Raw genomic sequence first — 23836 nt, 5'->3', positions numbered from 1 at the left:
CGGGACCTTCGGTCCCGGTCGACTCGAAAAACGTGGGCGAAAAAGCAGCACGCTCCCGTTGGTCGCGTGCTGTCCTAATCAGACGCTTCGGCAGCAGCCACCGGTGCAATCGCAATATCCATCTCTACACCCTCAACCTCCCAGGTTTTGCGATGGCCATCTTCGACGCCATCTAACTCGTCAGCACGCACCTCCTCTTTGATGAGGTCTTCATGTCGTCGCACTAGTTCGGAGACCCCCTCATCATCTATGTCGAGGTCTACGACAATGCGGGCCTCGATGTCTAGTTCGAGGTCCTTGCGCATCTCCTGAACCCGGCGGATGACCTCGCGGGCGTACCCCTCGCTCTCGATGTCCTCAGTGAGCGTGGTGTCGACGTAGACGACGCCGCCGCCGTCGAGTGCCGTGAACTCCGTTCCGGTAACGCCCTCGGGCGTCTCGCGGCGGAACTCGACCATCTCCTCGGTGAGGTCAACGTTCTCGCCGAGCGCGTCGCTCACTGTGCCTTGGAGGGTATCGAGCGACTGCTCGGTGACGCGCGCCTCATTGAGCGCGTTCATTACCCTTCCGGCGTCGTCACCGAAGGCCGGGCCGAGTTCGCTCATGTCGGCCTCGGCGGAGTACTGGAGTTCTCCCCACTCGTCGTCAGCGCCAACAACCTCGACGGCGCGGGCGTTAAGCCGGTCGGCGATGATAGCCTCCTGAGCGCGAACGGCGTCGGCCACGTCGTCGCTGTCCACGTCGACGACGACGCGGGTGACGGGCCAGCGGAGCTTGCGTTCGGCCTGCTGGCGGGCGTTCGAGCCCGCTTCCTCGACTTCGCGGACGACTTCGATTTCGCGTTCGAGCGCCGGGTCGTGCAGGTCGGCGTCGACCTCGGGCCAGTCACACATGTGGACCGTCGGGTGGCCGGCGTCGCCGGTGAGCGCGCCGTACACCTGCTCCGCGACGAACGGCGTGAATGGAGCAAACAGCGCGGCCACGGATTCGAGCACGCGGTAGAGCGTGGCGTATGCCGCCTGCTTCGAGGCGCTATCCTCTTCCTCCCACATCCGCTCGCGGACGACCTGAATGTAGAACCGGGAGACGTCCTCGACGACGAACTCAAGCAGTTCGTCGACCGCCTTGTCGTTCTCGAAGTCCTCCATCGAGTCGGTCATCGCCTCGGTCACGCTCTGGAGTCGGGAGAGCACCCACTCGTCGACGAGTTCGAGGTCGTCGCGGAGGTCCTCGACGGTTGTTTCCTCGGGGTCGAAGTCGTCGGCGCGCATATACGGCAGCGGGAACCGGGCGACGTTCCAGAGGATGTTCAGCCGGCGCTGCATCTCGGCGGTCTCCTCCCACGAGAAGTTCATGTCCTCGCCCTGCGCGGTCACCGACAACAGGAACAGCCGCATCGGGTCGCGGCCGTGCTTCTCGATGACCTCGTGGGGGTCGATGAGGACGCCCTTGGACTTGGACATCCCGCGGCCATCGGGCATATTGGCGTAGCCGTGCATCAGCACCTGCTTGTACGGGATTTCGCCGGTCGCGGCGGTGCTCATACCCAGCTGAGACCAGAACCAGCCGCGGGTCTGGTCGTGGGCCTCCATGATGAGGTCGGCGGGCCACAGGTCATCGAAGTCCTCGGTCTGCTCGGGGTAGTTGACGGTCCCCCATGTCGCGACGGAGGAGTCGAGCCACACGTCGAACACGTCGCCGACGCGGCTGTAGGTCGTGCCGTCCTCAGTGATGGTGAGGTCGTCGACCGTGCCTTTGTGTAGGTCGACGCTCTCTGGGTCGATGTCTTGGTCGACTCGCTCGGCGAGTTCCTCGCGGTCGCCGACGACGATGGCGTCGTCCATGTCACCGCTCCAGTCTTCAGGAAGCCAAATCGGGATGGGGATGCCCCAGTAGCGCTGCCGCGAGACGTTCCAGTCCGGCGCGTCCTCGACGAAGTCACGGAAGCGGTTGTCCCGCGCCCACTGCGGATACCACTCGCTGTCCTCGATGTTCGCCAGCAGTTCGTCCTTGATGTCGGTGACCGTGATGAACCACTGGTCCGTGACGATGCGAACGATGTCGGTGTCACAGCGCCAGCACTGCCCCTCGCGGACGGTGTGGCCAGATTCACTGGAGAGCAGGACGCCGTTGTCGTCGAGGTCGTCGATAACCTCGTCGTTGGCGTCACGGACGAAGGTGCCGGCGTACTTGCCCGCGGCGTCGGTGTAAACGCCGTCGCTCCCGACCGGACAGAAGATTTCGAGATCAAGTTCCTGTCCGCGCTCGAAGTCCTCCTCACCGTGGCCGGGCGCGGAGTGGACGAGCCCAGTTCGGTCGGCCTCGACGTAGTCGGCGGTGTACACCTGCCCGGAGCCCTCGCCCTGGGCGTGGTCTGGCACTTCCTCGGCCAGCGGGTGGTCGTACTCCCAGCCGACCATCTCCTCGCCGGACAGCGTCTCGACGACCTCGTAGTCGTCGTACCGGCCGGCCTTCAGCACGTCCTCGACGCAGGCCTCGGCGAGATAGAGGCGTTCGGTGTCGCGCTCCGCGGCTTCGCCGCTCCGCTTCGCGGACGAGTCCGCGCTGTCTTTCACGGCGTCGACGCCCACGTATTCGAGGTCGCCGTCGGCGGCGACGAAGGTGTTGGCGACGATAGTCCACGGGGTCGTCGTCCAGATGACCAGACTACCCTCCTGTTCTGCCAGGGGGAATTTCACGTAAATCGACGGCTTGCCGACATCGTGGTACTCAACCTCGTTGTTGGCAATGCCGGTCTCACAGCGCGGGCACTGGTTGATGGAGCGCTGGCCCTGTTCGACGAGGTCGCGCTCGTGGGCCTGCTGGAAGCCCCACCAGGCGGCCTCCATATACTCCGGGTTGACCGTCTTGTATGGGTCATCCCAGTCCATCCAGACGCCGAAGTCCTGAAAGTCCGTCTGGAGGCCTTCGAGTTGCTCCTCGGCGAAGTCTTTGCACTCCTCGATGAAGTTCTCCTCACCGAACTGCTCGATGTCTTTCTTGTTCTCGAAGTCGAGGCGCTCCTCGACTTTCGTCTCGATGGGGAGGCCGTGCATGTCATAGCCCGGCCGGTCGGTGACGTTGTAGCCCTGCATCCGCAGGTAGCGGATGTAACAGTCCTTCAGGGTCTTGTTCCACGTCGTCCCCATGTGGGCCGCGCCGGAGGTGTAGGGCGGCCCGTCAACGAAGAAGTAGTCCTCGCCGTCGGCCCGGTGGGCCTTCGTCTGCTCGTAGGCGTCGACATCGTCCCAGTACTCGAAGACGCCGTCCTCGACGGCGTCGGGGTCGTACTGGTCATCGACAGCGGCGAAACGTTCCATACCGGCACATTCGCCGCCTCCAATAAAGGACAATCGGTTGTATGTGTGCCGTTCAGCGCTCGCGCTCACGCTGGAGGAGCAAGCTGACCGTCTCGCCGGTCTTGTCCGTGAGCGGAGCGGCGACATGCCACCCCTCGGCTCCGAGTTCGTTCAGTTGCTCGACCGGCGGCGTGACCTCGCCGCCAAGTCCGGCGATCATGACATCACTGTCGACCTCGATAGTGCGGTACTCGTAGGAGGGCATACAGATGCTGGAGCGGCCACCGGCGATAAACGTCTTGTGGTGGCCCAGACAGTACGTCGGTACCGCCACCGATTTGCCACGCACAGCCCTCACATCGCATGTGCCAACGTTCCCGGACGAGGCGGAGCGAAACGCCCTCGCTGAGGACTGCCGGCGCTGCCCCGCACTCGCTGAGAGCCGGACCTGTATCTCGTGGGGCAACGGTCCGCTGGACGCTGACCTCGTCGTCGTCGGGGAAGCCCCCGCCGAGGGTGACCCCGAGGCCGAGCACTGGCAGGGCGGCAACCTGACCGGAATGGCATATACCTCGCGGCGTTCCGGCCGGAAAATCCGGCAGGTGCTCGCCGACGCCGGGTTCGGCCACGGCGACTGCTACTACACAAACGCCGTAAAGTGCCACCCGCCGGAGAACCGCGACCCGACCGATGCGGAACTGGCGAACTGCCGGCCCTTCCTCGTCGAGGAAGTCGAAGCAATCGAGCCGACAGCGGTCGTGACGACCGGGAAACACGCGACGAAGACAGTGCTGGCGCTGGACGACGCAGCCCTCGACGGCTTCCTCGATAGCGTGCTCGACCCCCGCCGAAGCGAGGCGCTGGGCGTGCCCGTGGTCCCGCTGCTCCACCCATCGTATCAGGAAGTCTGGCTCTCGCGGCTGGGCTACGACCGCGAGACGTACGTCGATGCTATCACGGACGCGGTCGCTGGCGTCGGCGACACCTAGAACCTTCTTGTGACCGCCGGACACAGGGAGGACTATGAGCGAGGACTGCATCTTCTGTCAGATCGTCGCCGGCGACATCCCCGGCCGCACCGTCTACGAGGACGACACCGTGCTGGCGTTTCTGGACGCCAATCCCCTCTCGCCAGGCCATACGCTCGTTATCCCGAAGGACCACCACGAGCGGCTGAACGACACGCCCGCCGACGTGGCGAGTGCGGTCATGTCGACCCTGCACGAACTCGTCCCCGCCGTCGAGTCTGCTGTCGACGCCCCCGCCAGCACGGTCGCGTTCAACAACGGCGAGGTGGCCGGTCAGGAGGTCCCCCACGTCCATGGCCACATTATCCCGCGGTTCGAGGACGACGGCGGCCGACCGGTTCACGTGCTGGTCAACGACCGCCCCGACCTCTCTGACGACGAACTGGACGCCATCGAGTCGGACATCGTGGCCGAACAGGCGTAACATTCCGTATCCTTTTATCGAAAGATACGCCAACAGCGACGCATGGGGGTTTCGACGCTCGCGTTCGTCGGGTGTACTGGTGGGGCTGGAACAACCAGGCTGACAGTCGAGACAGCAGCGACGCTGGCCCGGGGTGGGCGGTCCGTCGCTGTCGTCGACGCAGCCTTCGGCACGCAGGGGCTGGCAACGTACGTCGACGGGCGGCTCGATGCCGACGTGACCGCGGTAGCCGTCGGCGACGTGTCGGTCGACGACGCGCTGTTCGAGTGGGATATCGACGCCGATGGGCGGGTCGCGCTCTGTCCGGCCCACGCGCCGTTTGAGCGCCTCGCTCGCGCGAAGTCAGCCGAGAGCGCACAGACGCTCGAACAGGCTATCGAGGAGTTGGCCGGCCGGTTCGACCACGTCCTGCTCGATGTGCCACCAATCGCGTCGAATCAGGCCGTCGCCGCTGCCACGACCGCACAGCGGCGGGCGCTCATAGTGCCGGCCAGCCAGCGCGGCAGCGACCTGTTTCCGAGGCAACGAGGCCGACTCCGTGACATCGGCGCGCCGGCATCGGCCATTGTCGCCACCCGCGTGCACGGCGATAGCGGTGAATCCGTCGAAGACGCGGCACACACCGTTCCACACATCGAACCGGGCGCGCCCAGACCACTTGCGACGGACCCCGAATCGGATGTCGCCCCGACTGTCGCCGCGATGACTGAGGACCTGCTCGATATCGACCTCGGTCTGACCTTCGAGGACGACAGCCTGTTTTCCCGCTAGGGAAGCGGGAGGACGATGACAGGGCGGTCAACACGGGCGAGGAGGTTTCGGGGCGTCGACCCGACACCGTCGCTGTCGTCGGAACCGCGATGTGGGCCGATGAGGAGTTCGTCCGGGTCGTGCTCGTCGACAGCCGCCAGTATTTCGGTCACGGGCTCGCCTTCCCGTGTCTCCGTTGCGGGCATGAATTCGGCGAGGCGCGAGCGGGCAACATTGACAGCATCACCGGCATCGCGGGATGGGGCATCGGGGTCGCGGACCGCGACCACGACGATATCGTCATCACCTGCCGGGTCGAGCCGGTGCTGGAGGTAGTCAGCGGCGGCCGCAGTGACGTGAACCGAGCTTGTGGCGAGCAGAAACGTCGTCATGGACGACTCTGCGGCGTCGCTCGGCTTTGGGCTTTCGTTCGTCAGCAACGCACCAAGGACAACTATACAGGTAGCAACAGAATCGCGGGCGTAGCATACACATAGTGAGTGGCTACTCATATACGGGACTCCTTGCGAAGCCATGACCCTATCCGAAACCCCGGACCCGATACGGTTCGTCTGTCCGTTCTGTGAGCGGACGTTCGACCGGCCCCAATCAGTGTGTGATAGCTGCGATAGCACAGTCGTCGTCTCCGTGGAAAGTCAATCAGTGTACGACAGCATCCTTCCGATGTGTGGACATTAGGACGGGTGGGACATGACGTACCGGTCGTCTGTCACGCGCACCGACGGGCTTACATACAGCCCAACCTGTACCCGAGAGCGTGCGCGTCGAGAACAGTTTCATCGGTACCGACGGCGTCGGGGAGAAGACCGAGCAGTCCATCTGGGAACAGGGCGTCACCCACTGGGACGAATTCGAACCGTCCGTCGTCGGCGGCCAGCGCGGCGACCGGATCCAGCAGTTCATCGACGAGGGGCGGGACCGGATCGCCGAGACCGACGTTACCTACTTCGACCATGCGTTTCCCAGCAGCGAGCGCTGGCGGCTGTACGAGACCTTCCGCGAGCGGGCCTGCTTCTTCGACATCGAGACGACCGGACTCGACCAGGACCGCAACCAGGTGACGACGGTGAGCCTCCATCAGGACGGGGACACACAGACGCTCATCGCCGGTGACGACCTGACTGCGGAGAACCTTCGGGCCGCGTTCGACGGCGCGGACCTGCTGGTGACGTTCAACGGCAAGCGCTTCGACGTGCCCTTCCTCGAAGCGAACTTCGATGTCAACCTCGACCGCCCGCATCTAGACCTGATGTACACCTGCAAGAAGATCGGCCTCTCCGGCGGACTCAAACAGGTCGAGCAAGATATCGGTATCGAGCGGGACCGACCGGATATTTCCGGTCGGGACGCGGTACGGCTCTGGCGGGAACACGAACAGGGCCGAGACGGTGCACTCGAAACACTGGTGTCGTACAACCGTGAGGATACGGTGAATCTCAAGACGCTGGCCGAAACCGCCACCGAGCGGCTTGACGAGCGCATTTTCGTTGTCTGATTTCAGGGACGAGAACTGTCACCACACCCCCTTTGTTTCGAGTGGAGTGGGAAAGTGTGACAGTGTGCCGTAGCGCCCTAATGAGGCCGAGTGTGTCGAGTTATCGACCCCAGAATGGCGTATGCCCGTGTCCGAGAACGATAGAAGCGACGTGCCAGGCAACGAGTTCGAGGAACAGCGCCGTATCCTGTCCGGTGCCGACGCCGTAGAGCGACGGGAGATACAACAGCGGCAGTAATACGGCTCCCCAGAACGCGACCGGTCGGACACTGAGGAGCGTCACAGTCCAGAGCCCGCGGACCGCAAACACGAGCGTGTTGAGGTATCGGCCGGCATCCGTCGGTCGTAATCTATCGGTGTCGCTCTGGTGGGGCAGCGGTGGGCTATCGCTGCTCGATGACCCCACCGTCACTCACCCTGTCTGGCCTCGGTATCATTGGTCGAAACAACAGTATACCGCACCTAATCGGTGGTTGCTACACATATAGGCGGCCGCTTCGGCGTGTCTATGTGTATTCACGTCAACGGTTTCTGTCATGTCTGTTTCAGCAGGAATCACACTGGATTCACCGCGCCCTCACAATCCGGGCACGTCGCGAGCATCCGCGGCCAGTCGCCAGCCGTGTCGTACGCGATGACGAGATTCGCCGCGGGAATCCTCACGTCACAGGCCGGACACCTCCCCAGCGGTGGGTCGGCCGTTTCTATGTCACTGTCCCACATACACTGCGCTACGCGCTCAGTACATATTGTTACCAAGCTCCTACGGAGTGTGCGGGCAGTTTTACGCGTCGTCGCCGTCCTGCGGCGGCCGCTTCGATAACCGGTCGAACCGACTCTGGGCCTCGCTCGCCCGGTCGGTGGTTTCCTCGGGTTCACGCGTTACATCCACGAGCGCCGAGTCCGCAACGGTTATCTCCAGAACCACGTCGGCCGTCCGTGCCTCTGCCGGCAGTTCGGCGGCCGCAATGTCGAGAGCGGACAGTCCATTCTTGGTGTCCATTTCCAGCGTGGCAATCCCGTCTTCGATCCGGTCGACGACGGCGGTGTAGGTTCCGTCAGGTAGCATTAGTAACTCCGTTCCAGTATGGTCTCGTTGTCGGCGTCGGTCACAGTGACTGTGTCACCGCCGTTGTTCCATATCGGACGCCCCGACCCCCAGTAAAGATCGGTGTCCGTGTCGGTGCCGCTGCCGGTGTGAAGGGTCACGGTTTCGTCCGGGTCGAGCGTGAATCCGTCGGGGACGGTGTAGCTGTGGTCGGCTTCGTCGCTGACCGTCCAGCCGCCCATTTCCAGCGGCTCCGCGCCCGCGTTCCGGAACACGACGTACTCGTCGTTGAGGTTGTCCCGGTCGTCGCCCGCCGCATCGGCGCGAACGCGGTCGATGACTAAGTCGCCGCTCGTGTTCCCGATGGGCGTTCCGCCGTCGGTTGCGGTTGGGACCGGTGTATCAGTCCGCGGGGACGGGTGGGGCAGGTAGGTCGCTCGCGGCGTAACCGGTTCGGTCGCGCTCGGCGCAATCGGGTCCCCGGTACGGAGTGACAGCGGGTCGGTCGGCGCTGCCCGCTGCGTGCTGACGGTCACAGCGGTCCCGTCGCTAGTCAAGACGGTGTCCCCGTGGGTTGCGGTCCAGTACGCCGGAACCGAACGCGCCGCAAGGCGCTGGAGTGTCTCGTTGCTGGGATGGCCGTACTGCGAATCGTAGGCACTCGAAACCACGACGGCCCGGGGGGCAGCGGCGTCAAGCAGCGGCCCGCTGGTGCTTGACGCGCTGCCGTGGTGGCCGGCTTTCAGTACGGTGGCCCTGAGCGCCGCTCCGTAGGTATCGACGAGATACGCCTCCTGGTCGTCCTCCGCGTCGCCGGTAAAGAGAAAGCTCGTCTCACCGTGCTCGATTCGAAGGACGATGCTGTTCTCGTTTCGCGCCGCGTTTTCCAGATACGGCTCCGGTGGGCCGAGCACGGTCGTCTCGACGCCGGAAAACGGAATCCGGTCGCCCTCGCGCGTCTCGTACAGCGTCACGTTGTGGGCTTCGACGGCGTCGAGGTATCGCTCGTAGGTCTGCGTGCTCGCGGCGATGCCGGGGTCGTACACCGCACCGACGCCGTTTTTCTCGGTCTCGTAGTGCCTGATGACGGCCGCGTTACCGCCGATGTGGTCGGCGTCGTTGTGCGAGACGACGAAGTGGTCGATGCGGTCGATGCCCTGTCGGTCGAGATACTGCAGGACGTATTCGCCGTCGTCGGTGAAGTCCCCGGAGTCGATGAGCATCGTTTCGTTGTCGGGACTAACCAGCACGGTCGCCACCGACTGGCCGACGTTGATGAAGTGGACCTCTAGCGTCCCGTTCGCCGCCGGTGAGGGCGTGCCCGGTGTCGCCGTCTCTGTCGTAGTTGGCGGATTCGCACCGCCGTCCGTGCCGTTTGCCACGAATCCGCCACAGCCGGCAAGCACCAGCAGTACTGCGACGAGTAGAGACGTAGCCCCGTGACTCCGTACCATTCCGTCTATCTACGTGCCCGAGTTATTTGGTAGCACTTGCCAATTACGTGCCACGAGAAAGGGCGTGTCGCAGCTATCCCAGAACGACGGCATACCGGTCAGTAGTTCGCGGCTTCGGGCGTCTGTGGCGAGTCTGTCGGCCGCAGCAGGTGGACGCGCCCGGCGAGAAACCCCAACAAAAGGCCGGTGAAGTGTGCGATGAGCGCGACGCCGGGGTTCGCAGTGGCGAGCGTGATCGCAGCGGCGACGACGCCAGCCAGCACCAACTGGACGCGCGGCGCGAGTTCGAACCCGCCGATGACAGTGTCGGTCAGGCGGTTGGCGGCAAGCAGATATCCAAAGAGCGCAAACACAGCGCCACTGGCCCCGAGGACGGAGACGTGGCTGACCATCCCGGGAACGAGCGGGCCGACAAGGCTGGTTATCGAGACCTGCGAAACCCCGGCGAGTGCACCGGTCGAGACGAAGAAAGCGTGGAACCGGAGCGGCGACGTCCGACGTTCGAGGACGACACCGGCGAGCGCCAATCCGACGGCGTTTGCGATGAGATGCGACAGGCCAGCATGTGCGTACACACTGGTGACAAGCGTCCAGGGACGACTGAACAGCGGGGGCGAGAGGGCGAACAGGCTCCGCGGGGCGGTCACCACGCCGACGGCTTGCTGTGCGAGGAACACAGCAACGATGACCGCCAGCGTGACCACGGTTGGGCTTTGTCGCAGCGGCTTCATTGTACCGATATTGTCGCTCTCGACACAAGAAACGCTCGGACAGCCCCCCGTTTCAGAACGCATACGTGGCATCGTCGCGTTATGTCGTGTATGTCCGAACTGACCGACGCCCTCACCGCGGCGTTCGCAGACGAGACCGACGACGAAATCGCACAGACGGCCGCCGAGAACATCGCCGACTTCGCCGAGGAGTACGACGAGGACCTGACGAGCGACCGCGTCACCGACCTACTCGCGGCCGCGCCCTACGACGGATTTCAGCGCCGGTTCAACTGGATCGTCGGCGAACTCGCCGCTGAAAACGAGGACTGCACCGACTCCCGGACGTTCCGTATCGACGGGTTCGGCGAACTCGCCGCTGATCCCGATATCGGGACCTGAGGGGGCGCATGCCTGGCGGAACCTACACGCTGGTTCTCGAACGGGACACCAGCAGACCAATCGAGGTCGGCGCGCTGGGCGAAATCACGTTCCCGGCAGGCTGGTACGCCTACACCGGGAGCGCGCTGGGTAGCGGCGGCTTCGGCCGCATCGACCGCCACCGCGCAGTCGCTGCCGGCGACAACGACACCCGGCACTGGCACATCGACTACCTGCTCGGTGACGCGGCGACGACCGTCGACCGGGTCGTCACAACCGAGGCCGATATCGAATGCGCCGTCGCCAAGCAGATTGACGGGCCGACAGCGGTGGGGTTCGACCGCGTCGACGCCTTCGGCTGTTCTGATTGTGACTGTCGTTCGCACCTGATACACCACGAGCAGCGGGAGAAACTGGTCGACGCGGTGACTGATGCCCACAAGGACGCCCGAGAGGAGACAGGAGCCGCGACCGAGTAGTCAGGAGATGTGAATCGCGGGCTTGTTCGGTCGCGCTTTGGCCGCGAGGTCGTCGTCGGGCGTGGCCCGCCGGACGACGACGTCACAGGCGAACTCGTCTTCGAACAGCCACGCGGCCTGCTGGAGCGTGTCGAGTTCGCGCTCGCCGTCGATAATTGGTTCGAGTCCCGCCCCGCGGTCGGCCAACCGGTCGGCGAAATCGGCGGCTGTGTCGCCGTGCTGTTTGATCGCTTCGTCAGCCATGATTTCACCGACGATAGCGTCGTCGGGGTCGGACTCGCGGGCGATCTCGTAGGCCCGGTACTTCCAGTCGGCGGCGACGACGAGTTCGATCTCGTTCGGTTCGTCGATGTCGACGACCTCCGTGATCTCGCGCACGTCGTCGAGCGTTCGCCGAACGACCTGCCGCTCGATGCGGTAGTCGTCCACGTCACGGAGCGGTTCCGGCCACCGGCTCTCGGCGACGAGGCCGTCCTCGTCGAGCAGCTGCCACATCTCTTCGGCGAGGAACGGCGCAATCGGGGCAACTAGGCCAGCGAGCACACGCAAGCCGCGGCTATAGGCGAACTGGTACGGCCGGTCGTAGCCCGCGTAGCGCCCCAGTAGGCGGGCGAAGCGCTGTATCTCGCCGATAACGCGATGGAAGCGAAAGCGGTCGTACTCCTCGGTAACGGCCGCGATAGTCCGGTCGATTTCCCGCTCTAAGTACGCGTCGTGGTCGGTGCTCTCGGTCCGTGTCTCCGTTCGGTCGGTGTATTCCGTGACAAGGCGGTACAGCGTCTGCTGGAAGTCGTAGGCTGTCGAGACGTCCTTCACGGTCCACTCGAAGTCCTGCGAGGGGTGGGCCGCCGAGAGGACAAACAGCCGCGTCGTCTCGGCCCCGTACTCATGGGGCGCGATGTCGTTGCCCTTCGATTTGGACATCTTCTCGCCGCTGTGAAGCACTGTGCCCTGATTGATGAGCCGCTCAACCGGTTCTTCGCGGTCAAGCAGACCGATGTCCGAGAGCGCCCGGGCAAAAAAGCGTATATAGAGGAGGTGCAACACTGCGTGTTCCTCGCCGCCGACGTACACGTCGACCGGGAGCCACTCGTCGGCGGTTTTCTGGTCGAAGGGCGCGTCCGCGAAGTGCGGCGACAGATACCTGAGGAAGTACCACGAGGAGTCGACAAACGTGTCCATCGTATCCGTCTCCCGCACCGCGTCGGCCCCGCAGTCGGGACAGGTCGTCTGCTTCCACTCGTCGGCCGCGTCGAGTGGGTTCCCCGTGGTCTGGACGTAGTCGGGCAGTTCCACCGGGAGGTCGTCTTCCGGAACCGGGACGTGGCCGCAGTCGTCGCAGTGGACGATGGGAATCGGTGTCCCCCAGTAGCGCTGGCGGGAGATGAGCCAGTCCCGCAGGCGGTAGGTCACCGCGGACTCGGCGGCCTCGTGTTCGCGCAGGCGCTCCCGAGCGGCGGAGCTGGCGAGGCCGTCGTACTCGCCACTGTCCGTGAGCATCCCGTCGCCGGTGTAGGGCGCATGTGGCAGGTCCGTCCCGCTGCCGTCGACCGGTTCGACGGCCTGCTCGACGGGCAGGTCGTGTTCGTCGGCGAAGGCGTGGTCCTGTTCGTTGTGGGCCGGCACGCCCATGACCGCACCCGTTCCAACGTCGTCCAGCACGTACGCCGCGACGTACACCGGCAGTTCCTCGCCGGTGTACGGGTGAGTCGCGGTGAGGTCCGTCTCGACGCCGCTCATCCCGGCGTCGTCCGTGTTCGCCACCGACTCCACGTACTCGGCAACGGCGTCATCCGTCTCGGCCAGCGCTCGCGCGAGGTCATGGCCCGGCGACAGCGCCAGATACGTCGCGCCGTACACCGTGTCGAGTCGGGTCGTGAATGCCTCGACGGTGTCGTGATCGTCGTGGCTGACGGTAAACGAGACGCGCGCGCCTTCTTGTCGGCCGATCCAGTTACGTTGACTGTCTCGAACGCCGTCAGGCCATCCTTCCAGGTCGTCAAGCCCGTGATACAGCTCCTCGGCGTAGTCGGTGATGGCGAAGAACCACTGGTCGAGGTCGCGCTGTTCGACGTCCGTTCCACAGCGCCAGCAGACGCCGCCACCGTGGGTGTGGCTGTTTCCGGTGCCGGCAGTCGTCTCGCCCTCATGGGCTTCCGGCGGCGTTTCGACCTGCGCGTCAGCAAGCACTGTCTCACAGTCCGGACACCAGTTCACCGTCGCCGCGCCGTAGTCCACCAGCCCCTCGTCGTAGAACTGGGTGAACAGCCACTGGTTCCACTGGTAGTAGTCGGGGTCGCAGGTGGTGGTTTCCCGGGACCAGTCGTAACCAAAGCCCATCTCCCGGAGGTCGTCTTTCATCTGGTCGATACACGTCCGGGTCCAGGATTCGGGGTCAGTGTCCCGTTTGTAGGCCGCGTTCTCCGCCGGCAGGCCGAAGGCGTCCCACCCCATCGGGTGAAGCACGTCGTCGCCAGCCATCCGCCGATACCGGGCGTACGCGTCGGTAATGGCGTAGTTTCTGATGTGCCCCATATGCAACGAGCCGGAGGTGTAGGGAAACATTCCCAGCACGTACGTCGGGTCCGTAGCGTCGGTCGGGCACTCGAAAACGCCCTCCCGCTCCCAGGCCTGCTGCCAGTACTCCTGAACCCGAGCGTGGTCATATCGGCGCGACATTTGCTATCTCGTCCTGTGCCTGCCGCGCACATGAGTGTTCGGCTAGGGAAGGCAGCTGGTCCCGACTGGACTGCTCCTGTGTACAGCCAGAAAGCCCCGGTTGGCTGAACTCGGGGGCCTCGCTGCGGTCTCTGCTCACGGGCGCTTCACGCCCGTTCGCATGGTCCGAGGGACCTTCGGTCCCTCGCTACTCACTGCGTTGCGGTCCTTGCTTCGTCCGCCGTCGTTCAGCCAGCCACCCCTTTCAGTCCCACCCAGCATAGCTTGGGCAACCATCTACAGGTGGGACTGAAAGGGGCTGCCGTCTCGGCGAATCCCGACGACGCAAGCACCGACCGGAGCGCAGCGAGTCGCGGGAGCCGAGACGGCAGGGGCTTTCTGGCTGTTCGCATTCGATAAAGTGCTGCGGGCAGAAACAAGCCCGGAAAAGATTGTTCCTAGTTCATTCCTCGCCGGATTCGTAGTGGTCACCGGCGGCTTCTGGCAGGCGGGTCTTGCCCACCAGAGCGAGCACGACGATGACGGCGACGAACGGAATCGTCTGGACCAGTGAATCGGGGACGGCGATGACATCGGCCGTCTGGAGACGCAACTGGACGGCGTCAAGGCCGGCAAACAGCGTGGTCGACAGCAGCGCGCCGACCGGGTTGTAGTTGCCGAACAGATACGCGACGATGGCGATGAATCCCTTGCCGTTGACCATCGTCGGGCCGTTCCCGGTGAACTGGCCGATATTGATCGCCAGCGCGGCCCCGCCCATCCCCGAAAGGACGCCGGAGAGGAGCACGGCGGCGTAGCGGACGCGAGACACGTCGACACCGGCGGTGTCAAGCGCCTTCGGGTTCTCGCCGGCGGCCCGGACCCAGCGGCCGAACGTGGTTCGGTTCAGCACGTACCACGACGCCGCCACGGCGAGGAACATGATGTAGACGGCGGGCGAGGCGTCGAACAGTGCGCCGAAGAACGGAATCTCGGCCAGCGTCGGGACCGTTATCGTGTCGAAAGTCCCGACGCTGCTGGTGTTTGGCCCGCCGTAGAACACCTGTGAGGCGAACGGCGCGAGTCCGAGTGCGATGAGCCAGACAGCCAAGCCGGCGATGATCTGGTCGGCGCGGAACTCGATACAGACGACGGCGAACACGGCAGCGAGCAGCGTCGAGGCGACGATGCCGATGAGGAACCCGAGCCACAGCGAACCGGTGGCGTCGGCTCCGAAGATAGCTGCGAAGGCCGAGATGATGAGCAGCCCCTCAAGCCCGATGTTGATGATACCGCTTTTCTCGGCGAAGATGCCGCCCAGCGCGGCCAGCACGATCGGAACCGAGAGTCGCAATGTCGAGGACAGCGTCGATTTCGAGGCTAGGACCCAGAATATCTGACCGGGCGTCGACGCCGGCGCGAAGAGTCCGAATCCAGCAAGTACAGCCAGTGTGAGGAACGCTGCGGCGGCGATAAGGACTCGACTCGAAGCCGAGCGGAGTCGATCCATGGCGCTGTCGTCAGTCATCAGCACCACCCCCTGCGGTCGCGGCGGCCGGACTGTCCGGCTCGCGTGCTGCGAGCCGCCGGCCGATGATACGGAAGAACTCTGGCATCGCGACGAACAGGATGATAAGTCCCCGGAGGACGCCGACCAGCTGTGGCGGCACATTGGTCGCGAACGCCACCACGTTCGAGCCGGACTTGAGGACGCCAAAGAGTAGCGCGGCGAAGACGGCCCCGATGGGGTTGTTGCCGGCGAGGATGGAGACGGTGATCCCGTCGAAGCCGTAGCTCGGAATGCCAGTCTGGAACTTCCCGAGCGTCATCATCACGAACACGGCCCCGCCGATACCGCCGAGCGCGCCCGACAGCGTCAGCGACGTGAGGATGGTCCGGGCGGAGTCGACACCGCCGTACTCCGCGGCCGCGGGCTGGATGCCGGCGGTCCGCAGGTCGTAGCCGAAGGCCGTGTGTTCGAGCAGGTAGTAGACGCCGCCGACGAACACGAGCGCAATCAGGAGCGCGAGCAAGGAGAAGTCCGTCCGCGGGTCGAACAGGATCGAGGGGAACTGTCCCTCAACGGGCAAGGTCCGCGTCTGTGTCGCCTGGCTCGTCGGGTCGGCGAAGTGGTTCCGGACGAGATACAGCGAGACCCGGACAGCGACGAAGTTGAGCATGATAGTGGTAATGACCTCGTTCGCATCGGCGTAGGCTTTCAACGCACCGGGTATCGCACCGTAGAGGCCGCCGCCGATTGCGCCAGCGAGCAGCCCGAGCGGGATGAACAGAACGAGCGCGATTGTTCCGGAGACCAGCGAGCCGGCCCACAGCACTGTCAGTGCGGCCGCCAGCGCGCCGATGATGAGCTGGCCTTGCGTCCCGATGTTGAAGATGCCCGCACGGAAGGCTAGGGCTACCGAGAGCCCGGTGAACACCAGGATCGTCGTCTCTCGAAGCGTCGCCGCGAACTGTGCGTTCAGCGGCGACCAGCCACCCGTGAAGGGGTCGCCCAGTGCGCCGAGGAACAGTCGGTTGAACACGTAGAACGGGTCGTAACACAGCGTTGTGGAACCGAACGTGAGGACCGGCGACCGACACGTCGCCAGCAGTCCCGCGGCAGTGACGATAACCGTCCCAACGACGAGAGAGAGCAACAGCGCCGAGACGGCGATGAGAATCCGCTCGCCGACTGAGGTCTGGCCCAGCCTGATGAGTCGCTGCCGGTACTGTGACCACCGGTCGTTTGAGTCCGATGTCGGCGGGTCGTCGCCGTTCCGCGACGGGCCGCTATCGCTCATTGATCGCCCTCCCCGTTCGCCGCGATGGTCGGGACGGCGTCAGGTTGCTGCCCGGCCATCAACAGCCCAAGCTGTTCCTCGGTCACGCGCTCGGGGTCGACGATGTCGACGATATCGCCCTCGTAGACGACAGCGAGGCGGTCCGAAAGCGACTGGACCTCATCAAGGTTCGAGGAAATGAGCAACACGGCTCGGCCCGCTTCTCGAAGCGCGTTGATCTGGTCGTGGATGAACTCCATCGACCCCACGTCCACACCGCGAGTGGGGTGAGAGGCAACGACGAGACGCGGGTCCCGGGCGAACTCCCGACCGACGACGAACTTCTGCTGGTTCCCGCCGGAGAGGGACTTCGCGTGGGCGTTGGCATCCGGTGGCCGAACGTCGTACTCTTCGATAATCTCCTCCGCGTGGTCGCGCGTGTGGTTCCAGTCGATACGCCCCTTCGAGGTGTATTCGGCCGCGTGCTGGCTCCCCAGCAGGCCGTTCTCGACGAGATTAAAGTCCATCACCAGTCCACGCTCCTGTCGGTCTTCCGGGATGTAGGCCAGCCCGGACTCGATTCGCTCCCGGCGGCTGTCGGTGGTCCGGTCAACGTCGTCGTACATGATCGTTCCCTCGTCGGGCATCTGAAGCCCGGTAATCGCCTCGACCAGTTCCGACTGGCCGTTTCCATCGACGCCGGCGATACCGAGCACCTCACCGGCCCGGACCTCAAGCGAGATACCGTCGACCGCGCGGACGCCCCGGTCGTCCTCCACGACGAGGTCCGAAACCTCAAGGATAGACCGACCTGGCTCGGCGGGGTCCCGGTCGAGATCCAGCAGGACCTCCCGACCGACCATCATCTCGGCCAGTTCTTCCCGAGTGATGTCGTCGGCTGGCACCGTCCCGACGTTTTTGCCCTCGCGCAGGACAGTGATTTCGTCAGCAGCCTCCATCGCCTCGCCGAGCTTGTGCGTGATGAAGATAATCGTCTTGCCCTGGTCGGTCAGCTCTTCGAGCACGCGAAAGAGGTCCTCGACTTCCTGTGGCGTGAGTACTGCCGTCGGTTCGTCCAGAATCAGGACATCCGCGCCGCGGTAGAGCGCTTTGAGGATTTCGACGCGCTGCTGGACACCGACACCGACATCTTCGATTCTGGCGTCGGGGTCCACGTCGAACCCGTACCGCTCGGACAGTTCACGGACCTGTTTTCGGGACTGTTCGCTGTCAACCGTGAGTCCAAGCCACTTGCGGGGCTCGTTCCCAAGCGTGATGTTCTCGGTGACGGTCATCGGATCGACCAGCATGAAGTGCTGGTGGATCATGCCGACACCTTCGTCGATGGCGTCGCGCGGCGAATCGAACTGCTGTGTCTCGCCGTGCACGTTGACCGTCCCCTCGGTGGGCTGGTAGAGCCCGTAGAGGACGTTCATCAGGGTGGTTTTTCCCGCACCGTTCTCGCCGAGCAGTGCGTGAACCGTCCCCTTCTCGACCGCCAGATCGACATCGTCATTCGCGACTACCCCCGGAAACCGCTTTGTAATACCATCGAGGTGGACGGCCTGTTCCATACTCTGAGCCGTTACCTTCCCGTTGTTTTAACTTCACGGTTCCACATGTCTGCCAAAAATATGCGGCAACTGCGTGTGTGGCCGCGGTGACTCAGTCGGATTGTTGTATATTATTTTCGGATCGTTCCGACCGCAAATCCGGAATGTGCCGGTAAATCGATCCAGCAATCCGTCTCAGGCGTTGTCGGGATCAGTCGGCACGCTGATGTCGCCGTCGATGATGCTCTGGCGGACCTCGGACACCTCGTCTTTGATGTCCTGTGGGATCTCCGAACCGAGCTGCTGACCGTACACCGCTTCAACGCCGTTCTGTTCGAGGCCGAGGGTGTTCACAGCGCCGCCATCGAAGTTACCGTTGACGACCGATTCGACCGACGTGTACACCGCGTTGTCGACGCGCTTGACCATGCTCGCGAGGATGACGTCGCTGAAGTTCTCTTTCGTGACCGACTGGTCACGGTCGACGCCGACTGCGAAGCGTCCAGCCTCCTGAGCCGCCCGGAATACGCCAGTCCCGGTGTTACCGGCCGCGTGGTAGACAATGTCTGCGCCGGATTCGTACATCGAGAGGGCCGCCTCCTGCCCGCCGGAGGGATCGTTGAAGTCGCCGACGTAGGCTGACTGGAGGTCGACATCCTCTTCTGCGTGCTTGACGCCGGCTTTGTAGCCGGCTTCGAAGCGACCGATGAGGTCACCCTCGACACCGCCGACGAAGCCGACGCTCGCGGAGTCACTCTGCGTGGAGCCCGCTCCGGCCGAGAAGTCCTGACTGGTCAGCTTCGCGGCCATCAGCCCAATCAGGAACGAGCCCTGATGCTCACCGAACACGTACGAGCCGACGTTGTCCGCCTCGACGACGGAGTCGACGATCATGAAGTTCTGCTCGGGGTATTGGCTGGCGGTCTCCGTGAGGGCGTCCGCCTGCAGGAAGCCGATACAGCAGACGAGGTCGTAGTTCGGGTTCGAGGACTGCGCGTACTGCTGCTGGAGGCTGCCGAAGTCCTGTACCGCTTCCGGTTGAGACTCGTCGTATTCGATGTTTAGCTCGTCTGCTGCACGGATTGCGCCGGTCTGGGCCTGGTCGTTGAACGACCCGTCACCGAGCCCACCCGTCGCGTACACCATGCCGACGCGAGCGGCCGGGCCGCTGTCGCCGTCGCCGCCGTCCCCGCCGTCGCTGTCGGTGTCCCCGCCGTCGCCGCCGCTGCCATCGCCGCCATCGCCACCGAGGCATCCGGCTAACCCGATTGCAGTTGCGGTACCAACACTACTGATGAACGTGCGCCTTCGCTGTGACATGTCCCACCAGCGGTGTCGATAGGCGTTAAAGACTTCGGTGTCGCACATTAGCCACATCGGCGACAAATCATGGCAAGGCGGACCGATCACAGTTCGACGCCGACGCCGCGGACATTTTATGTACAGGGTGTGAACGGCTGGCAATGACAGTCTGGTCGCGTTCACACAGCAATAACTGGCAGACACCAGCGGGGCTCAGCAGGCGGTGACGACCGTCGTCTTCTGGGCGCTGGTCGCCCTCGCGACGATTACCGGTCTGGTGACAGCCTGGACGCTCGGTGCGAACAGCAACTCACCCCCATTCGCCCCGGCTATCGGTGCGAACGCCATTTCGACGATGCGCGCCGCCTTCCTGATCGGCATCCTCGCCGCGATGGGGGCACTGACCCAGGGCGGGAGCATTTCGGAAACGGTCGGTGCCGGCCTTATCGACGGCGCCACGATCACATCGCTCGCAGCCGTCGCCGGGCTGTTGACCGCGACCGGATTCATGGCGTTTGGCATCTACTCGGGCTACCCCGTGCCGGCGGCGTTCGCGACCACAGGCGCGATGGTCGGCGTCGGCCTCTCGCTCGGCGGGCAACCGGTGTTCGACACCTACCGCCGAATCGCCATATTCTGGCTGCTCGTCCCGCCTGTCTCGGGGAGCCTAGCCTATCTCACCGCGACAGTGTTGCGCCGGGACGATATCCCCGAGACAGTCGGCGTCCCGCTGCTCGCCAGCGTCGTCGGTGGCATCGTCGCCAACGTCCAGTTGAGCATCATCCCCTCGCCCGCCGGCACAGACCAGGGCTCGCTGGCCGGCTTTGCCGCGATGGTCGCCGGCACGGATATCGCCGCCGTCGCCGCGACGCTACTGATCGCGGCCGGGAGCTTCTACTACATCCGCCTGCAGACACAGGCCTCCGTCGATAAAGGTATCAAGACCTTTCTCGTTGTGCTCGGCAGCGTCGTCGCCTTCTCCAGCGGCGGGAGTCAGGTCGGCCTCGCAACCGGCCCGCTGGAGAACCTCTACCGCGCCGAACTCGGCCTGCCCGGGTTCGTATTGCTGGCGCTCGGTGCAGCGGGTATCCTCGGCGGCGCGTGGATGGGCGCACCCCGCCTGCTACAGGCGACCTCCCGCGAGTACGCGCAACTCGGCGTCCGCCGCTCCATCGCGGCGCTGGTCCCCGGCTTCATCATCGCGCAGGCCGCCATCGCGCTTGGCATCCCCATCTCGTTCAACAACATCATCATCTCCGGAGTCATCGGCGGCGGCCTGGCCGGCGGCTCCGCCGGCGTCTCTCGCCGGAAAATAGGCGTGACTGTCGGGTTCTGGCTCATCACGCTCGTCACCAGCGTCGTGATCGGCTTCGGCGTGTATCAGGTGCTGGAAGCGGCGCTCGGAAGCCAAGTCTGAGAAGGGTGTGGTCGACGGCCACGTGCTACCGGACGACCGTCACCGTCACCGGCGCTTCGCTAACGACCGCTGTCGCCACGGTCCCTAGCAACCGCCGGGCAATCTCGTTTCGCGTCCCGCCGTGGCCTCCCATCACCACCTGATCCACGTCGACCGCCTCGACGTAGTCCAGAATCGTCTCGGCCGGGTCACCGGTCTCGACGGCTGTTTCGACCTGTTGGCCGGCTTCGCTGGCCTGCTGTGACGCCCGGTCGACGAGTTTCTTGGCCTGCTCGTCGGCGGCCGCTTGGCGCTCCGCGTCCGGTTCGAGTAAGCCGCCTTCGCTCATCCCCGTATCGAGCGGCGCAACGACGTTCAGGACCGTAATCCGGCAGTCAAACGTCTCCAGCGCGTACGTCAGCGCCTCGTCAGCCAGCGGTGACCCGTCCAGCGGGACGAGGACGTGTGTCGGTGTCATGTGTTTTCTCTGGGAGGTAGCTACAAGTAGCCAGGGGCAAGCCGGTGCTTGCCAGACGTGTGTCACACTTGTTCCGCATGGATTCGAACCGAAGCCAGACGTGCTCGCTTCGCTGTGCGCGACTGGCAGGGTTCGAATCAGTAATTACGACGCTGTCGCTCACGAATTGTTCGCGACAAGAGTAGTCCATCCTGGATTCGAACCAGGGTCGAAGCCCCCAGAAGGCTTCAGGATTGGCCTCTACCCCAATGGACTGTGCGCACTCTACAGTATCGGGTGCCCCTTTGTAAGCGTTGCGCGATTCGATCGGACATGAAGCGTGTCAGCAGCCCACACAACACCGCCAGGAGAACAATAGCGTCATGGCTACGCCAGACGGCGAAACATCGACAGCGCTTTTTCGGGGTGCTGTGCACACTCGCGTATGTACGTTGGACGATTCGTCGTCGTCAGTCCCGAGGTCGGCGCGTACCGCGTCTCCTCGCGCTCGTTCCCCAACCGCCAGGCAGTCAAGCGCGACGGGACAGTGACCGTCGAACCGACGCCAGACGCGCCAGAGACGGACAACCCATACATCTCCTACAACGGGGTCCGGGTCACCGAGCACGGCGCAGTCGTCGGCAACGGCTCCCACGTCGACCCCATCGCCGAAAAGCTCGAACTGGGCTATCCGGCGCGGGACGCCATCGCGGAGCCGCTCCTCTCGCTCGACTTCGAGAAGGACGACTACGACACGCCGCGGGTCGCCGGTATCGTCGGTGTCGACTCGGCGGACCCGACGACGACCGCCGACGGGCCGGGCGCAGTCATCGGGACCGTCCGTCGGGACGCGCTGCTCGTCAAGGAAGTGACCGAGCCGACGCTGGTGGCGACCTACGAGGAGAACAGTCCAACAGCGTTCGATCTGGCCGCGACCGACGCCAGCGAGGTGGCCCGCGAGATGTACGACCACGAGTACGAGCACGCCGTCTGTTCGGCCGGCGTCGCGGGGTCTGCGGGCGAGTTCGACGTGGCAGTGTACAACGGGGAGTGAACGGATGACCGCGAACGCACCACGGACACAGATACTGAGCTAGGACCGACACTCAAGACCCTACAGGGGATAGACACGAACAATGAAACTCGGCATACTCTCTGACATCCATGGCAATCGGGTGGCGCTCGCGGCGGTGCTTGCGGACATGCCGCCAGTTGACGGACTGGTCTGTGCCGGCGACGTGGTCGGCTACAACCCCTGGCACGCCGACTGTGTCGACGCGATGCGCGGACACACCGACGCGCTCCCTGCGGACGTTCCCTGGCCGACCGAAGAAGTGCCAACGGTGATGGGCAACCACGACAGAGCCGTCGCCGCCGAGACGCCGTTCGCGTTCAACGGGATGGCACAGGCCGGCGTCGAACACGCCACAGAACAGTTGTCCGACGGGCAGATCGAGTGGCTGGCGGCGCTGCCCGACGAGCGCCGCGTCTGTGACGAACGGGTGAAACTCGTTCACGGCCACCCCGACGACCCGGACCACTACACGTACCCCGAGGAGTTCGGCCCGGACCTGCTGGGCGACGAGGACGTGCTCGTGATGGGCCACACGCACCATCAGCACCACGAGGTGTACGGGGACGGCATCGTGATGAACCCCGGCAGCGTGGGCCAGCCCCGCGACAGGGACCACCGGGCCGCCTACGCCGTGCTCGACCTCGCGGACCTGACTGTCGAGGAGCACCGCGTGGCTTACGACACGAGTACGGTCATCGACGCGGTTGCCGACGCTGACCTGCCGCGGCAAATCGGCTTCCGGTTGACCCAGGGCCGGTAGCTCAGGGACTGCGCGTCGCCCGTCGCCGGCAGCCTGCAGATACTGCAGCGGGACGAGAGAATTTATGTCCGTGACCGCTACTGTGTGGCGTGGAGTCCCCATTTGAGGTCCTCGGAATTACGCCGGACGCGGACGACGGGGAGATCGTCGACGCGTACCGCGAGCGGGTGAAGGAAGCCCACCCGGATCAGGGCGGCTCGACGGCCGAGTTCCAGACGGTCAAAGACGCCTACGAGCGACTACAGAACGGCTACGAGCCCGGAGACCCGCTGCCGGACGAGTCACCGACGGCCGAATCCGGGTCCGAGACCGAGGAAGCCCCGCCAGAACCGGACGATCCGCTGGTGGAGTTTCTCAACTTCGAGGTGCTGGAGGACCACGGTTGGGCGCTCGAAGACGAGGATCTGTTCGCGAAAGCCGCCGACGCAAACCTGCAATCGACTGATTTCGGACGGTTCTACGTCGACCCGAACGACACGCTGCTGGAAGCGGCGGAGAAAAACGGCTTTGCGTGGCCCTTTGCCTGCCGCGGCGGCGCGTGTACGAACTGTGCGGTGGCAGTCGTCGACGGCGAGATGCCGTCGCCGGCGAGCCACATCCTCCCGCCCGAACTCACCGAGAAGGGCATTCGTCTGTCGTGTATCGCCGCACCGGTGTCTGACGACGCGAAGATCGTCTACAACCTGAAACACCTCCCCGAAGTCAGCGAATTACTGCTGCCTGCGAGCCGGTTCGAGCAGGCCTCCTCAACCGATTAACAAGTGCC

The 23836-nt window shown here is 64.4% G+C and carries 24 protein-coding genes; 10 read left to right on the top strand and 14 right to left on the bottom strand.

Annotated elements, in window-relative coordinates:
* Nucleotides 1–74 precede the first annotated feature (74 nt).
* Complete coding sequence (gene ileS / locus AV059_RS07905) at nt 75–3320, bottom strand: isoleucine--tRNA ligase (protein ID WP_058993691.1); 3246 nt, start codon at nt 3318–3320, stop codon at nt 75–77.
* A 52-nt stretch (nt 3321–3372) separates the two neighbouring features.
* Nucleotides 3373–3564, bottom strand: a complete 192-nt coding sequence (locus tag AV059_RS07900; protein WP_049944667.1) for a hypothetical protein — start codon at nt 3562–3564, stop codon at nt 3373–3375.
* 100 nt (nt 3565–3664) lie between these two features.
* On the opposite strand from AV059_RS07900, the gene AV059_RS07895 reads away from it, so the two are divergent.
* The 3 genes from AV059_RS07895 to AV059_RS07885 are packed head-to-tail and all read left to right on the top strand — an operon-like array spanning nt 3665 to nt 5522.
* Nucleotides 3665–4288 carry a uracil-DNA glycosylase family protein gene (locus AV059_RS07895; protein WP_058993689.1) on the top strand — a complete coding sequence of 208 codons (624 nt, stop codon included), beginning with the start codon at nt 3665–3667 and terminating at the stop codon, nt 4286–4288.
* 34 nt (nt 4289–4322) lie between these two features.
* Complete coding sequence (locus AV059_RS07890; RefSeq protein WP_058993687.1) at nt 4323–4751, top strand: HIT family protein; 429 nt, start codon at nt 4323–4325, stop codon at nt 4749–4751.
* Between the two features lie 42 nt (nt 4752–4793).
* Nucleotides 4794–5522 (top strand): ParA family protein, encoded by a 729-nt coding sequence (locus AV059_RS07885; protein ID WP_058993686.1) that lies wholly within the window; start codon nt 4794–4796, stop codon nt 5520–5522.
* On the opposite strand, the gene AV059_RS07880 is transcribed toward AV059_RS07885, so the two are convergent.
* Entirely contained in the window at nt 5519–5893 is a 375-nt protein-coding gene (locus AV059_RS07880; RefSeq protein WP_058997508.1) for a universal stress protein, read from the bottom strand. The genes AV059_RS07885 and AV059_RS07880 overlap by 4 nt on opposite strands.
* A 386-nt stretch (nt 5894–6279) precedes the next feature.
* Between AV059_RS07880 and AV059_RS07875 the strand changes: the two genes are divergently transcribed.
* Nucleotides 6280–7017 (top strand): ribonuclease H-like domain-containing protein, encoded by a 738-nt coding sequence (locus AV059_RS07875; protein WP_058993684.1) that lies wholly within the window; start codon nt 6280–6282, stop codon nt 7015–7017.
* A 100-nt stretch (nt 7018–7117) separates the two neighbouring features.
* On the opposite strand, the gene AV059_RS07870 is transcribed toward AV059_RS07875, so the two are convergent.
* The 5 genes from AV059_RS07870 to AV059_RS07855 form a co-directional block, all read right to left on the bottom strand.
* Entirely contained in the window at nt 7118–7423 is a 306-nt protein-coding gene (locus AV059_RS07870; RefSeq protein WP_228841765.1) for a hypothetical protein, read from the bottom strand.
* Between the two features lie 149 nt (nt 7424–7572).
* Nucleotides 7573–7740 (bottom strand): hypothetical protein, encoded by a 168-nt coding sequence (locus AV059_RS22345; protein WP_195156637.1) that lies wholly within the window; start codon nt 7738–7740, stop codon nt 7573–7575.
* Between the two features lie 61 nt (nt 7741–7801).
* Nucleotides 7802–8086 (bottom strand): DUF3006 domain-containing protein, encoded by a 285-nt coding sequence (locus AV059_RS07865; protein WP_058993680.1) that lies wholly within the window; start codon nt 8084–8086, stop codon nt 7802–7804.
* Nucleotides 8086–9519, bottom strand: coding sequence for a lamin tail domain-containing protein (locus AV059_RS07860; RefSeq protein WP_058993677.1), 1434 nt, complete (start codon nt 9517–9519; stop codon nt 8086–8088). Before AV059_RS07860 ends, AV059_RS07865 begins: the two co-directional genes overlap by 1 nt.
* Before the next feature lie 98 nt (nt 9520–9617).
* On the bottom strand, nt 9618–10250 hold the full coding sequence (locus tag AV059_RS07855) for a rhomboid family intramembrane serine protease (protein ID WP_058993675.1): 633 nt from the start codon (nt 10248–10250) through the stop codon (nt 9618–9620).
* A gap of 90 nt (nt 10251–10340) precedes the next feature.
* On the opposite strand from AV059_RS07855, the gene AV059_RS07850 reads away from it, so the two are divergent.
* On the top strand, nt 10341–10631 hold the full coding sequence (locus AV059_RS07850) for a hypothetical protein (protein WP_058993672.1): 291 nt from the start codon (nt 10341–10343) through the stop codon (nt 10629–10631).
* Nucleotides 10632–10639: 8 nt separating this feature from the next.
* On the top strand, nt 10640–11089 hold the full coding sequence (locus AV059_RS07845; protein ID WP_058993670.1) for a DUF123 domain-containing protein: 450 nt from the start codon (nt 10640–10642) through the stop codon (nt 11087–11089).
* On the opposite strand, the gene leuS is transcribed toward AV059_RS07845, so the two are convergent.
* The 5 genes from leuS to AV059_RS07820 form a co-directional block, all read right to left on the bottom strand.
* Complete coding sequence (gene leuS / locus AV059_RS07840) at nt 11090–13768, bottom strand: leucine--tRNA ligase (RefSeq protein ID WP_058993668.1); 2679 nt, start codon at nt 13766–13768, stop codon at nt 11090–11092. It lies immediately after the preceding gene.
* A gap of 442 nt (nt 13769–14210) precedes the next feature.
* Complete coding sequence (locus AV059_RS07835; RefSeq protein ID WP_058997506.1) at nt 14211–15257, bottom strand: ABC transporter permease; 1047 nt, start codon at nt 15255–15257, stop codon at nt 14211–14213.
* A gap of 10 nt (nt 15258–15267) precedes the next feature.
* Entirely contained in the window at nt 15268–16548 is a 1281-nt protein-coding gene (locus AV059_RS07830; RefSeq protein WP_058993666.1) for an ABC transporter permease, read from the bottom strand.
* Complete coding sequence (locus AV059_RS07825; RefSeq protein ID WP_058993663.1) at nt 16545–18101, bottom strand: ABC transporter ATP-binding protein; 1557 nt, start codon at nt 18099–18101, stop codon at nt 16545–16547. The genes AV059_RS07830 and AV059_RS07825 overlap by 4 nt, the downstream gene beginning before the upstream one ends.
* Before the next feature lie 174 nt (nt 18102–18275).
* Nucleotides 18276–19448 carry a BMP family protein gene (locus tag AV059_RS07820; protein WP_079990741.1) on the bottom strand — a complete coding sequence of 391 codons (1173 nt, stop codon included), beginning with the start codon at nt 19446–19448 and terminating at the stop codon, nt 18276–18278.
* A 157-nt stretch (nt 19449–19605) separates the two neighbouring features.
* Between AV059_RS07820 and AV059_RS07815 the strand changes: the two genes are divergently transcribed.
* Entirely contained in the window at nt 19606–20799 is a 1194-nt protein-coding gene (locus tag AV059_RS07815) for an inorganic phosphate transporter (protein ID WP_058993662.1), read from the top strand.
* 25 nt (nt 20800–20824) lie between these two features.
* Here the strand turns inward: AV059_RS07815 and AV059_RS07810 are convergent, their stop codons facing one another.
* Complete coding sequence (locus tag AV059_RS07810) at nt 20825–21256, bottom strand: universal stress protein (RefSeq protein WP_058993660.1); 432 nt, start codon at nt 21254–21256, stop codon at nt 20825–20827.
* Nucleotides 21257–21680: 424 nt separating this feature from the next.
* Between AV059_RS07810 and AV059_RS07800 the strand changes: the two genes are divergently transcribed.
* From AV059_RS07800 to fer, 3 genes are all read left to right on the top strand, one after another.
* On the top strand, nt 21681–22289 hold the full coding sequence (locus AV059_RS07800; protein ID WP_058993658.1) for an IMP cyclohydrolase: 609 nt from the start codon (nt 21681–21683) through the stop codon (nt 22287–22289).
* Nucleotides 22290–22371: 82 nt separating this feature from the next.
* Nucleotides 22372–23070, top strand: coding sequence for a metallophosphoesterase (locus tag AV059_RS07795; RefSeq protein ID WP_058993656.1), 699 nt, complete (start codon nt 22372–22374; stop codon nt 23068–23070).
* An 89-nt stretch (nt 23071–23159) separates the two neighbouring features.
* A complete protein-coding gene (gene fer, locus AV059_RS07790) occupies nt 23160–23828 on the top strand; it encodes a ferredoxin Fer (protein ID WP_058993654.1) in 669 nt (222 codons plus the stop codon).
* Nucleotides 23829–23836: the final 8 nt, after the last annotated feature.

Origin of the sequence: Haloarcula sp. CBA1127 (genome assembly GCF_001485575.1) — an archaeon.
Taxonomy (GTDB): Archaea; Halobacteriota; Halobacteria; order Halobacteriales; family Haloarculaceae; genus Haloarcula.
Note: the sequence above shows the minus strand (reverse complement) of the source record. Positions and strands in the feature narration are given on the sequence as shown.